This window comes from Ancylobacter defluvii (assembly GCF_018390605.1).
GTDB classification, from domain to species: domain Bacteria; phylum Pseudomonadota; class Alphaproteobacteria; order Rhizobiales; family Xanthobacteraceae; genus Ancylobacter; species Ancylobacter defluvii.
Map to the genome: position 1 here is coordinate 159,887 of NZ_JAHBGD010000013.1, position 12,587 is coordinate 172,473.

Consider the following 12,587-nt stretch of genomic DNA (forward strand, 5'->3'; position numbering starts at 1 on the left):
ACGTTCAGGCTACCGGAATCCCCGCCATGGTCCCCTTCTTCATGCAGATCAAATGCCATCTCGGCCGCTCCTACGAGGTGGCCAACGCCCTTGCCGATGCCGAGATCGCGTCGGAGATCTATTCCACGGCCGGGGATTTCGACCTTCTGGTGAAGTTCTATGTGCCGTCGGAAACTGATATCGGCCATTTCGTGAACCAGAAGGTGCAGACCGTTCCCGGCATCCAGGACACCCGCACCATCATCACCTTCAAGGCGTTCTGACCGTCGTCGACGGTCGAAAGACGACATTCGGACGCCGGGCCGCCGGGCGGTCCGCGAGTAAGCTAGGTTGCCGGGCCGCCGGGCGGTCCGCGAGTAAGCTAGGTTGCCGGACCGCCGGGCGGTCCGCGAATAAGCTAGGTTGCCGGACCGCCGGGCGGTCCGCGAATAAGCTAGGTTGCCGGACCGCCGGGCGGTCCGCGAATAAGCTAGGTTGCCGGACCGCCGGGCGGTCCGGCTGCGGCATCCTGCTCCCGCTTCACCCCGAGCTGGCGCTCGCGCAGGATCACGAACAGCCCGGCGCCGATGACGATCAGCGCGCCGGCCACGACCAGCAGCGGCGGGATTTCGCCGAACAGCACGAAGCCGAGCAGCAGCGACCACACCATCGCCGAATAGTTGAACGGCGCCACCACCGAGGCCGGCGCGAAGCGATAGCTCTCGGTGAGCAGGATCTGCCCCACGCCGCCGAACAGGCCGATGGCGATCAGCAGCGCCGCATCGCCCCAGTTCGGCAGCACCCAGCCCCAGGCGGCGGTGGCGAGGCCGGCGACCGCCGCCAGCGACTGGAAATAGAACACGATCGCCGCCGTGCTCTCGGTGGCGGTCAGCCGCCGCACCTGCACCATGGCGCCGGCGGTGCAGAAGGCGCCGATCAGCGCGCAGGTGGCGCCGATGGCGCTTTCGCGCGTCTCGAAGCCGCCGCCTATATGCGGCCACAGCATCACCACCACCCCGGCAAGCCCCACCGCCACCGCCGCCCAGCGATAGAACTGCACCCGCTCGCCCAGCATCACCGCTGCCAGCGCCACGGTGATGAGCGGCGCGGTGAAGCCGATCGCGGTGGCGTCGGCGAGCGGGAGAAAGGCCAGCGCCGTAAAGGAGAGGCTCATCGCCAGCACGCCGATGAGGCCGCGCAGCACATGCCCGAGCGGATGGGCGGTACGCACCGCCGCGCCGATCTCATTGCGCAGCGCCAGCAGCGCCAGCAGCGGGAACAGCGCGAAGAAGGAACGCGCAAACACCACCTCGCCGGTCGGAATCCGTTCCGAGACGATGCGGACCATGGCGGCCATGATGGTGAAGACGAAGGTCGCGCCGATCTGCAGCGCGATCCCCTTGAGCGCGTTCATGCGCGCCATGGAGCATGAGTCCCGCCCTGCGACAAGATGATCTTCCGCAGGGCGGGAATGCGTCAGGGCAAGGGATTTCCACCCGCCAGTGCAATACCGCCGAACACGATCGCCGCCGATGCCACAAGGCAGGCCAGCGCCGCCGCGATCGACCCCGGCGTCGCCGCCGCGCGATCGGCATAGGCGCTCGCCGGCTTGTGGCCGGTGATCATCGCCTTGACGAGGTTATCGCCGCCGAACAGCGAATAGGCGATGTTGGCCGCCACATGCAGGCCGATCAGCCCCAGCAGGATCGGATAGATGCGCTGGTGCAGCATGGAGCCGAGCGAGATCGCCTCGCCGCTCGCCGCCGTCACCATCGGCCCGTCCACCATGATGTCGTCGGTGGTGTAGAGCCCCGCGACCGCCTGCGCCCCCACCGCCGCGAGCAGGGCGATGGTCATCCAGCCGCCCAGCGGGTTGTGGCCGAGATAGGCCACCTTTCTGCCGGTCACCAGCCCGCGCAGATAGGCGAAGGCCGAGGCCGGCCCGCGCAGGAAGCCGAGGAAGCGCGCCGTGCTGCCGCCGACAACGCCCCATAGCAGCCGGAACACCAGCACGGTGAGAATGGCGAGGCCGTTCCACATGTGCCAGACCAGCCCGACATCGCCGTAATATTTGCTGGCGAAGGCGAGCCCGACCAGCGCCGCCAGCGTCCATTTCGCCAGCCGCGTCGGCAGGTCCCAGGCCAGCACCGTCGCGGGGCCGGCCGGCGCGCTCCGCGACCTGCCGGACCGGGACGCCTCGGCCGGATACATCTCGGTTCGGGACATCTCAGCTCTTGGCGCGGAACGTCTGGTGGCAGGTGCCGCAGGTGCGCACCACGTCGGGGAAGTTCGCCTTGAAGCTCGCCTCGTCGGTGATCGCCGCCCGGGCGGCGGTGGCATCGGCGCCGAACTTGACGAACAGCGCGTTGAACTCGGCATTCTGCGTCCACACCGCCGGCAGCGCCTCGGTCTTGCCGCCATCCGATCCGGCGGGGAACAGGGCGGGCATGGTCGCCGCATGTTTCGCGTAAATGTCGAGCGCCGCCTGCACCGCGGTGAGGTCGAAAGGCTGGCTCCCCTTCAGCATGGCGCCGACCGGACGCGTCGCCTGGCCCCACTCCTTCATCAGCTTCTCGCGCTCGGCAATCGGATCCTGGGCGAGGACGGAAGTGGCGGCGACGGCGGAAATCACGGCGGCGACGGCAAAGGCCGCCTTACGGCTCATCATGAATGCGCTCCCTGCAACACCGGGCGAAATGGGTATCCCGGCGCGCAGCAGATTAGTGCCGCTCCAATCTGCTGCAACGCAATACAAGGCGCATCGCGCGCTCGTGATCGCCTTTTCCACCCGCGGTGTGGCGGCGTAGCACGCGACGGCGAAACAGGTTTTTCGCCGGTCGTGATTTCCCTAATATTTTCCGCCGCCGCCGTGACGTAGCGTCAGAATACTGCGTGGGAAACGCCGACCGAAAGAAAGTAAAACCATGTCCATCCGCACCGTCCTCCTCCATGCCGCCCCCGATAGCGGCTTCGACGACCGGCTCGCCTGCGCCCTGGCGCTGGCCAAGCAGGCCGGCGCCCGGCTGCTCGCGCTCTACACCCTCTATCCGGCCGGCGTGCCGCGGGTCGGCCGCGCCTTGTCCATCTATGTGAACGAGCTGAAGCGCGAGGCGCGCGAGAAGGAAGCGGCGATCCGCGCCCGCTTCGATGCCGCCGTCGCCGCCGCTGGCGTCGTCGCCGAATGGAGCGTGGTCGACGGCGAGGTGACCACCGAACTGCGCGAGGCCGCCGATTTCGCCGATATCACCGTGGTCAGCGAGACCGTCTCCGGCACCAGCGACGACGAGCTCGCGGCCATCCTGCCGGAGCATCTCGCCCTCACCTCCACCGCGCCGGTGGTGGTGGTGCCGACCGGCAAGAAGGTGCCGGCCCGCATCGGCCGCGTGGTGGTGGCGTGGAAGCCCTCGCGCGAGGCCGGCCACGCCGTCCGCCTCGCCTTGCCGTTGCTCGCCGCCGCCGATCAGGTGCTGGTGCTCACCGTCGGCGAGAACGGTGCCGCAGCGTCGCAGAGCGGCGCGCGCCTTGTCGATTTCCTCAAGACCCATGGCGTCAATGCCGAGCACAAGCATGCCGAGGGCGACGCCACCAAGGTAATCACCGCGGAGGCCGCCGCCTATCAGGCCGACCTGCTGGTGATGGGCGCCTATAGCCGGCCCCGCCTCACCGAGCTGGTGCTGGGCGGGGTCACCGCCTCGCTGATCGCCGATCCGCCGCTGCCGCTGCTCTGCGCGCATTGAGGGAGAGCCGGGCGGCGCGCGAGGCGCCGTCGGTCATGCACGCAGCCGCCGGGCGGCCTTCGCCGCCCGGTGGGCTTTCTCACCCTTCGAACGGCACCACCTTCTGGCGCTGCTCGCCCAGCCCCTCGATGCCGAGCGTCATCACGTCGCCCGGCTTCAGATAGAGCGGCGGCTTCATGCCGAGCCCGACGCCCGGCGGCGTGCCGGTGATGATCACGTCGCCGACATCGAGCACCATGAACTGGCTGAGATAGGACACCAGGAAGTCGACGCCGAAGATCATGGTCGCGGTGGAGCCGCGCTGGCGCCGCTCGCCGTTCACGTCGCACCACATGGCGAGCTTCTGCACGTCGTCGATCTCGTCCGGGGTGGCGAGGAAGGGGCCGAGCGGCCCGAAGGTCTCGCAGCTCTTGCCCTTGATCCACTGGCCGCCGCGCTCGATCTGGAAAGCGCGCTCGGAGACGTCGTTGGCGAGGCAGAAGCCGGCGATATGCGCCCGCGCATCAGCTTCGTCGACATAGCGGGCGCGCGAGCCGATGACGATGCCGAGTTCCACCTCCCAGTCGAGCTTGGTCGAGCCCTTGGGCTGGATCACGTCGTCATTCGGCCCGACGATGCAGTTCGGCGCCTTGGAGAACAGCACCGGCTCGGCCGGGATCGCCATGCCGGATTCCTCGGCATGATCGGCATAGTTGAGCCCGACGGCGATGAAGTGGCCGGGCCGCGCCACGCAGGCGCCGAGCCGCACGCCCGGCGGCGCCGCCGGCAGCGAAGCCGGCTCGATCGCCTTGAGCCGCGCGAGGCCGGCAGGGGTAAGCGCCGCGCCGCCGATATCGTCCACCACCCCGCTCAGGTCGCGCACCACGTCATTGGCGTCGAGCAGGCCGGGCTTCTCCTCTCCGGGAGCGCCGAAACGCACCAGTCTCATTCCGTCATCCTCACTTTGATCGGGCGGGCGCGGATCATCGTCCGGCCGGCGGCGCGAGGCAACCCGGCCCGGTTCTCCCCTTTGCGTCCCCGGATCGAATCCTCCTGTTCGAATCCCCCGGTCGATTTCGGGTTGCGGCGCGGCCTCGTCGTCACTAGCTCTGGCGTCGGCGGCCATGGGTGCCGCCCCCGGATGGTGTCCCTGTGAGCGTGCCGATCCTCTCCCTCATCCTGTTCGGCCTCGCCGGCGGCATCACGCCCGGACCGAACAACATGATCTCGGCCGGCACCGGCGCCGCTTTCGGCTTCCGCCGCACCGTGCCGCAGATCGTCGGCGTCGCCGTCGGCTTCGCCATCATGGTGATCGCGGTCGGACTGGGGCTCGGCAGCCTGTTCGTCGCCGTGCCGCAGTTGCACTGGATGCTGAAGATCGCCGGCGGCGCCTATCTGCTGTTCCTCGCCTGGAAGCTCGCCGGCGCGGCCGGCGGCATCGGCAGCACCGCCATGGAGCGGCCGCCGACCTTCCTGCAATCGGCGCTGTTCCAATGGGTGAACCCCAAGGCCTGGGCCTTCGCGCTCAGCGTCATTCCGGCCTTCACCACGCCGGGCGGCGACCTCATCGCCGAGGTGCTGCTGATCGCCCTGGTGCTGGGGCTGCTCAGCCTGCCCTGCCTGGCGGTCTGGGCCGGCTTCGGCGTGCTCATCGGCCGGCTGCTCTCGACGCCGCGCCAGCATCGCATTCTCAATATCGTCATGGGGTCGCTGGTGGCGCTCAGCGTGGTCACGCTGTTCCTCTGATTCCGCGATGCGGCAACCGTCATAAAAGCGTGATCCGAGTCGGGCTATGTGCCACCATGACCCTATGGAAGCGCCAGCCTGGCTCTGCTGCGGCGCGATGACGGGGAGGTCCTTCACGATGAACGACGCACCCGACGCGCGGCACTACCGCTCCATCTTCCTGTCCGACGTGCATCTGGGCACCAAAGGGTGCCAGGCGGACATGCTGCTGGATTTCCTGCGCTGGCATGAGGCCGATACCATCTACCTCGTCGGCGACATCGTCGACGGCTGGCGGCTGCGCACCGGCTGGTATTGGCCGCAGGCGCATAATGACGTGGTGCAGAAGCTGCTGCGCAAGGGGCGCAAGGGCGCGCGCATCGTCTATCTGCCGGGCAACCACGACGAATTCCTCCGCGACTATTACGGCAGCCATTTCGGCGGCATCGAAGTGGTGGAAACCGCCATTCACGAGGCGGCCGACGGCAGGCGCTTCCTCATCATCCATGGCGACGTCTTCGACGTCGTGGTGCGCCATGCCAAATGGCTCGCCTTCCTCGGCGACGGCGCCTACACCGCCGCGCTCGGCGTCAACACCTATCTCAACTGGGTGCGCCGCAAGCTCGGCTTCCCCTACTGGTCGCTGAGCCAGTGGGCCAAGCTCAAGGTGAAGAACGCGGTGAACTTCATCGGCCGCTTCGAGGAAGCGGTGGCGAACGAGGCGCGTCGGCACAAGGTGGACGGCGTCATCTGCGGCCACATCCACCACGCCGTCATGCATGACCGCTTCGGCGTCGACTATCTCAATTGCGGCGACTGGGTGGAGAGCTGCACCGCCATCGTCGAGCATCCCGACGGCCGCTTCGAGATGATAGACTGGGCGCGCCGGTCCCGCGAAGGCGTCAACGAGCCGCTCGCGCTTCCCGCCCCGAAAGTCGCCGCCTAATGCACATTCTCATCGCCACCGATGCCTGGACCCCGCAGGTCAACGGCGTGGTCCGCTCGCTGGAGCACACGGCCCACGAAGCCGCCTCCTTCGGTGCGCGCGTCTCCTTCCTGACGCCGCAGGATTTCCGCACCGTGCCGATGCCCACCTATCCCGAGGTGCGGCTGGCGCTGGCGACGCGCGCCATGGTGGCGCGGCGGATGAACGATATCGGCGCCGATTTCGTGCATATCGCCACCGAGGGGCCGATCGGCGTGCTGGCGCGCCGGGTGTGCCTGTCGCGCGGGCGGGTGTTCACCACCAGCTACCACACCCGGTTTCCGGAATATCTCGCCGCCCGCGCCCCGGTGCCGCGGGCGCTCTCCTATGCCTGGCTGCGGCGCTTCCACAATGCCGGCGCCGGCATCATGGTGGCGACCCAGACCATCGAGACCGAGCTGAGGAAGCGCGGCTTCCTGCGGCTGATGCACTGGACCCGCGGCGTCGATTCCGAGCTGTTCCGCCCGCGCGACGAGGTGGAGCGCGCCGCCGACCGGCAGATCGACCCGCTGCTCGACCTGCCGCGGCCGATCTTCCTCTATGTCGGCCGGGTGGCGGTGGAGAAGAACATCGGCGCCTTCCTCGATCTCGATCTGCCCGGCAGCAAGCTGGTGGTCGGCGACGGCCCGGCCCGCGCCGAGCTGCAGGCCAAGCACCCCAATGCCCGCTTCCTCGGCCTGCGCGAGGGGGCCGCGCTGGCCCGCGCCTATGCGGCGGCGGATGTCTTCGTGTTCCCGAGCCTCACCGACACCTTCGGCATCGTGCTTTTGGAAGCGCTGGCCAGCGGCCTGCCGGTCGCCGCCTTCCCGGTCGCCGGCCCGCTCGACGTCATCGGCTCGGCCCCGGCGGAGGCGCCGGTCGGCGTGCTCGACAACGATCTGCGCCGCGCGGCGCTGGCGGCGCTGGAGATCGGGCGGGAGGCGCCCCGCGCCTTCGCGCTGCGCCACAGCTGGCGGGCCTGCACCAAGCAGTTCCTCGACAATGTCGCGCAGGCGCAAACCGCCGCCGACAGCGCCCGCGCCCTCGCCGGCTGAACCTCGCTCCGCACGAAACACGCGCGACGACGCACGCCTCCGGCAAGCCGCGCCAGCAAACGGCGCAGGGCCGGGCGCGATCCCGAGCCCAGCCTCAGGCCGGCTGCGCCGCCGCGAAGTCGATGCAGCGCTGGAACATCGCGGCGTCGACATTGCCGCCGGACAGCACCACCGCCGCCACCTTGCCGGTCAGGTCGATCTTGCCGGCCAGCACCGCGGCCAGCGCCACCGCCCCGCCGGGTTCCACGACCAGCTTCAGTTCCTCGAAGGCGAAGGCCACCGCCCGCATCACCTCTTCGTCGGTGGCCGCCACGCCCTCGCCGACCAGCTGCGAGGAGATCTGGAAGGTCAGCTGCCCCGGCGTCGGCGCCAGCAGCGCGTCGCAGATCGAGCCGGCGACGCGGTTGTTGCGCTCGCGCCCGCCGGAGCGGAAGGAGCGTGCATGATCGTCGAAGCCGGCCGGCTCGGCGGTCAGCACCCGCGCATCGGGAAACATCTCCTTGACCGCCAGCGCGATGCCGGAGATCAGCCCGCCGCCGGAGGCGTTGGAGATCACCACATCCGGCTCGAGGTCGCGCCCCGACAGGTCGCGCACGATCTCCAGCCCCACCGTCCCCTGCCCGGCGATGATGTAGAAATCGTCATAGGGCGGCACGAACACCGCGCCGCGCTCGGTGGCGATGGCATGGGCGATGGCGTCGCGATCCTCGGTCTCGCGGTCATATTCGACCACTTCGGCACCGAAGGCGATGGTGCGCGCCTTCTTCATCGCCGGCGCGTCCTTGGGCATCACGATCACCGACGGCATGCCCATCAGCGTCGCCGCCGCCGCCACGCCCTGCGCATGGTTGCCGGAGGAGCAGGCGACCACGCCGCCGGTCTTCTGGCTTTCGGGCAGCCGCGAGATGCGGTTATAGGCGCCGCGGAACTTGAACGATCCGGTGCGCTGCAACGGCTCGGCCTTGAGGAACACCCGCCCGCCGGTGAGCGCGTCGAGGCGCGCCGAGTTCAGCAGCGGGGTGCGCACCGCCACGCCGTGCAGGCGATCGGCGGCGGAAACGACATCGTCGAAATTGGGGAGAAGCGGCTCGGTCATGCCGGCAACTTACCCTCCCCCGAAAGATTGCGCACCGTCCATGTCGTTGCACCATTGGCTGAGCACAACATTGTTCGCACCGTCGCTTCGTCAGGCCCACGTGCTTGCGCCGCCGGGGGACGCCGCCGTAAAATTCGGCTCCATAGAGGAAGGAAACAACATGTCAGGCCGCACGCGCAGCTTGGATCGTGGCGGCATGGAAGCCGGCGCCTTGGCGATCACCGGCCAGCTCGGCCGCACCATCCAGCGACTGCGCAAGACCTACAATTTGTCGCTTTCCGAGCTCTCCGAGCAGTCCGGGGTGGCGAAGTCGATCATCAGCCAGATCGAGCGCAACGAGACCAATCCGACGCTGGCCACGGTCTGGCGGCTGTCGCAGGCGCTGGACGTTTCCATCGAGCGTTTCCTCGCCGCCACCGATGACGAGCCCTTCGTCGAGCACCTCACCCGCGCCGACACGCCGATCCTGGTCTCCGAGGACGGCAAGTGCCGCCTCACCATCACCGGCTGGATCAAGACGGTGGAATGGCTGCAATGGTTCGACTTCGTTGCCGAACCCGGCGGCGAGCTGGTGTCCGACGGCCACCAGCGCGGCTCCATCGAATGCCTGTCGGTGCTCTCCGGCGAGTTGCAGGTGGAATGCGCCGATGTCACCGAACTCGCCCGCGCCGGCGAGACTCTGCGCTATCGCTGCGACCGCCGCCATGTCATCCGCAACACCGGCACCGAGCCGGCGCACGCCACCATGGTGTGCCTGCTGAAGGCCGCCGTGCTGGACTGAGCCCTGAAGCTCCCGACATGAAAAAGGCCCCGTTGCCGACGGCAGCGGGGCCTTTTCTTTGTTCTGGCGACGGGTGTCAGTGCGCGGCGTTCGCCGCCGCCGCCCTCGCCTCTTCCTTGCGGGCGCGCCGCTTCTCGCCGAAGCTCGCCAGCCAGCGGCACACCACATAGAAGGTCGGGGTGAACAGCAGGCCGAAGAAGGTCACGCCGATCATGCCGGAGAACACCGCCGTGCCGAGCGCCTGACGCAGCTCCGAGCCGGCGCCGGTGGCGATCACCAGCGGCACAACGCCGAGAATGAAGGCCAGCGAGGTCATGATGATCGGCCGCAGGCGCAGCTGGGCGGCCTGGGTCGCCGCCTCGAAGCGGCTGGATCCCCGGTCCTCCAGCTGCTTGGCGAATTCCACGATCAGGATCGCGTTTTTCGCCGCAAGGCCGATCAGCACGATGAAGCCCACCTGGCTCAGGATGTTGTTGTCCTGCCCCCTGATGAGAATGCCCGCCACCGCCGCGATCAGACACATCGGGACGATGAGAATGACCGCAAGGGGCAATGTCAGGCTCTCATACTGTGCCGCCAGCACCAGGAAGACGAACACCACGCCGAGCCCGAAGGCAAAGATCGCCGTGTTGCCCGCCCGCACCTGCTGGTAGGCCAGCGCCGTCCACTCATAGGCGAAGCCGTCCGGCAGCGTCTCGGCGGCGATCTGCTGCATCAGCTGGATCGCCTGCCCCTGCGAGATGCCGGCGACGTCGCCGTCGAGTTCCGCCGCCGGATAGAGGTTGTAGCGCGGCACCCGGAAGGGACCGGAGATGTCCCGCACCGTGGCGAAGGAGCCGAACGGCACCGTCTCGCCATTGGCGTTCTTCACCCTGAGTCTCAGCACGTCTTCCGGCGTCAGGCGATGGGGCGCATCCGCCTGCGCCTGCACCCGGTAGGTGCGGCCGAACAGGTTGAAGTCGTTGACATAGGTGGAGCCGATATAGGTCTGCAGCGTCGCGAAGGCATCGGCCATGTTGATGCCGAGCATCTGCGCCTTGGTGCGGTCGATGTCGAGGAACAGCTGCGGCGTCGAGGTCTCGAACAGCGAATAGACCTGCCGCAGCCCCGGCGTCTGGTTGGCCCGTCCCATCATGGCGTAGACCGCGCCCTGCAGCGCGTCGTAGCCGCGCCCGCCCCGGTCCTCGATCATCATGCGGTAGCCGCCGGCATTGCCGATGCCGTTCACCGGCGGCGGCATGACCACGATCATGAAGGCTTCCTGGATGGCGCCGAGCTTGCCGAACAGCGCGCCCTGGATCGCCGCCGCCGACTGGCCGGGATGCTTGGCCCGCTCGTCCGCCGGCCCGAGGATCACGAACATGGCGCCGGCATTCGGCGCGTTGGTGAAGGTCGCGCCGGAGAAGCCGACAATGTTCACCACATGGGCGACGCCCGGCGTGGCAAGCACTTCCTTGGCCGCGCGGGTCATCACCTCATTGGTGCGCGAGAGCGCGGCGCCGCCCGGCAGCTGCGAGGCGACGATCAGATAGCCGCGGTCCTGCGCCGGGATGAAGCCCTGCGGGGTCGAGCGGAACATCTCGAAGCCGCCGGCGAGAATGACGCCATAGACGATCAGCACCAGCACCGCGAAGCGCATCAGCCGGCCGGTCAGCCAGGCATAGCCGTGCGACAGCCCGTTGAAGCCCTTGTTGAAGTAGTGGAAGAAGCCGGTGATCGGCCGGGCGTACCAGGCCGGCTTGTGGTCGGGGTCGTGCGCCTTCAGCAGCAGCGCGCACATCGCCGGCGACAGCGTCAGCGACACCAGCAGCGAGATCAGCGTCGAGCCGGCGATGGTCAGCGCGAACTGGCGGTAGAACTCGCCGGAAATGCCGGTGATGAAGGCCGAGGGAATGAACACCGAGGCCAGCACCAGCGAGATCGCGACCAGCGCGCCGCCCACCTCGTCCATGGTCTTGTAGGCCGCATCGCGTGGCGACAGACCCGTCGAAATATTGTGCTCGACGCTCTCCACCACCACGATCGCGTCGTCGACCACGATGCCGATGGCGAGCACGAGGCCGAACAGCGACAGGTTGTTCAGCGAGAAGCCGAACAGGCTCATGATGAAGAAGGTGCCGATCAGCGACACCGGAATGGCGAGGATCGGAATGATCGCCGCGCGCCAGGATTGCAGGAACAGCACCACCACGATGACGACCAGTATGATCGCCTCGAAGATGGTGTGCTCCACCGCGCGCACGGATTCGGCGATGAACTGCGTCGGGTTGTAGGCGGTCGAATAGGCGATGCCGGCCGGGAAGCCCTCGGCGATGCGCTTGATCTCCGCCTCGATCGCCTGGCCGGTGGACAGCGCATTGGAGCCGGGAAGCTGGAAGATGCCGAGCGCCACCGAGGGCTTGGAGTCGAAATAGGAGATCGAGGAATTGTCCTGCCCCTCGATGTCGATCCGCGCGACGTCGCGCAGCCGCACCACGGCGGCGCCGGACTGGCGCACCACGATGTTGCCGAACTCCTCAGGCGTCGACAGGCGGCCGAGCGTGCGCACCGCCACCTGGAAGGCGAGTTGCTTTTCCACCGGCGGGGCGTTCAGCACGCCGGAGGCCACCTGCACGTTCTGCGCCTGCAGGGCGGCGGTGATGTCGGTGGGAGCGAGGTTCAGCGCCTGTAGCTTCTGCGGATCGAGCCAGACCTGCATCGCATAGTCGCGCGAGCCGAACACGGTGATCGAGCCGACGCCCGGCACGCGCTGCAACTGGTCCTTGATCTGCAGATTGGCGTAGTTGGAGATGAACAGGCTGTCGCGGGTGTCATCCGGCGAGAACAGGCTCACCACCATCAGGATGTCCGGCGAGGACTTCGCCACCGTCACGCCGATCTGCTGCACTTCCTGCGGCAGGCGCGGCGTCGCGGTGGCGACGCGGTTCTGCACCTGCACCTGCGCGATGTCGAGATCGGTGCCGATGTCGAAGGTCACGGCAATGGAGAAGCGGCCATCGGCGGTGGAGTTGGAGGAGATGTAGAGCATCCCCTCCACGCCGTTGATCTGCTGTTCGATCGGCGAGACCACGGTATCCGCCACCGTCTCGGCCGAAGCGCCGGGAAACTGGCCGGTGACGTTCACCACCGGCGGAGCGATGTCGGGATATTGCGCGACGGGGAGCGAGATATAGGCGACCACGCCGAGGATCATCACCACGATGGAAACCACCGAGGCGAAGATCGGGCGATCGATGAAGAAGTGCGAGAATTTCATGACGGACGCTCCCGC

General features: G+C 68.1%; 12 protein-coding genes. 6 read left to right on the plus strand and 6 right to left on the minus strand.

What is annotated here, in order from left to right:
• The first annotated feature begins 26 nt into the window (after nucleotides 1-26).
• Entirely contained in the window at nucleotides 27-263 is a 237-nt protein-coding gene (locus KHC24_RS10420; RefSeq protein WP_213363189.1) for an Lrp/AsnC ligand binding domain-containing protein, read from the plus strand.
• Nucleotides 264-469: 206 nt separating this feature from the next.
• On the opposite strand, the gene KHC24_RS10425 is transcribed toward KHC24_RS10420, so the two are convergent.
• From KHC24_RS10425 to KHC24_RS10435, 3 genes are read right to left on the minus strand one after another with little or no spacing between them, the layout of a single operon-like run.
• A complete protein-coding gene (locus tag KHC24_RS10425; protein WP_246546582.1) occupies nucleotides 470-1,402 on the minus strand; it encodes a DMT family transporter in 933 nt (310 codons plus the stop codon).
• A gap of 53 nt (nucleotides 1,403-1,455) precedes the next feature.
• Nucleotides 1,456-2,205 (minus strand): cytochrome b/b6 domain-containing protein, encoded by a 750-nt coding sequence (locus KHC24_RS10430; protein ID WP_246546588.1) that lies wholly within the window; start codon nucleotides 2,203-2,205, stop codon nucleotides 1,456-1,458.
• Between the two features lies 1 nt (nucleotide 2,206).
• Complete coding sequence (locus tag KHC24_RS10435; RefSeq protein ID WP_213363190.1) at nucleotides 2,207-2,647, minus strand: c-type cytochrome; 441 nt, start codon at nucleotides 2,645-2,647, stop codon at nucleotides 2,207-2,209.
• 256 nt (nucleotides 2,648-2,903) lie between these two features.
• Here KHC24_RS10435 and KHC24_RS10440 point away from each other — a divergent pair, with 256 nt between their 5' ends.
• Entirely contained in the window at nucleotides 2,904-3,716 is an 813-nt protein-coding gene (locus tag KHC24_RS10440; RefSeq protein ID WP_213363191.1) for a universal stress protein, read from the plus strand.
• Nucleotides 3,717-3,795: 79 nt separating this feature from the next.
• Here the strand turns inward: KHC24_RS10440 and KHC24_RS10445 are convergent, their stop codons facing one another.
• A complete protein-coding gene (locus KHC24_RS10445) occupies nucleotides 3,796-4,644 on the minus strand; it encodes a fumarylacetoacetate hydrolase family protein (protein ID WP_213363192.1) in 849 nt (282 codons plus the stop codon).
• Between the two features lie 203 nt (nucleotides 4,645-4,847).
• Between KHC24_RS10445 and KHC24_RS10450 the strand changes: the two genes are divergently transcribed.
• From KHC24_RS10450 to KHC24_RS10460, 3 genes are all read left to right on the plus strand, one after another.
• Nucleotides 4,848-5,441 (plus strand): LysE family translocator, encoded by a 594-nt coding sequence (locus KHC24_RS10450; RefSeq protein ID WP_271180512.1) that lies wholly within the window; start codon nucleotides 4,848-4,850, stop codon nucleotides 5,439-5,441.
• A 118-nt stretch (nucleotides 5,442-5,559) separates the two neighbouring features.
• Nucleotides 5,560-6,366 carry a UDP-2,3-diacylglucosamine diphosphatase gene (locus KHC24_RS10455; RefSeq protein ID WP_213363193.1) on the plus strand — a complete coding sequence of 269 codons (807 nt, stop codon included), beginning with the start codon at nucleotides 5,560-5,562 and terminating at the stop codon, nucleotides 6,364-6,366.
• Nucleotides 6,366-7,439 (plus strand): glycosyltransferase family 4 protein, encoded by a 1,074-nt coding sequence (locus KHC24_RS10460; RefSeq protein WP_213363194.1) that lies wholly within the window; start codon nucleotides 6,366-6,368, stop codon nucleotides 7,437-7,439. Before KHC24_RS10455 ends, KHC24_RS10460 begins: the two co-directional genes overlap by 1 nt.
• Nucleotides 7,440-7,533: 94 nt before the next feature.
• Here KHC24_RS10460 and KHC24_RS10465 read toward each other — a convergent pair whose 3' ends face one another.
• On the minus strand, nucleotides 7,534-8,535 hold the full coding sequence (locus tag KHC24_RS10465; protein ID WP_213363195.1) for a threonine ammonia-lyase: 1,002 nt from the start codon (nucleotides 8,533-8,535) through the stop codon (nucleotides 7,534-7,536).
• A 160-nt stretch (nucleotides 8,536-8,695) separates the two neighbouring features.
• On the opposite strand from KHC24_RS10465, the gene KHC24_RS10470 reads away from it, so the two are divergent.
• Nucleotides 8,696-9,316: a helix-turn-helix domain-containing protein gene (locus KHC24_RS10470; RefSeq protein ID WP_213363196.1), complete on the plus strand. Its 621-nt coding sequence runs from the start codon at nucleotides 8,696-8,698 to the stop codon at nucleotides 9,314-9,316.
• 76 nt (nucleotides 9,317-9,392) lie between these two features.
• Here KHC24_RS10470 and KHC24_RS10475 read toward each other — a convergent pair whose 3' ends face one another.
• Nucleotides 9,393-12,572 (minus strand): efflux RND transporter permease subunit, encoded by a 3,180-nt coding sequence (locus tag KHC24_RS10475; protein ID WP_213363197.1) that lies wholly within the window; start codon nucleotides 12,570-12,572, stop codon nucleotides 9,393-9,395.
• Between the last annotated feature and the right edge of the window lie 15 nt (nucleotides 12,573-12,587).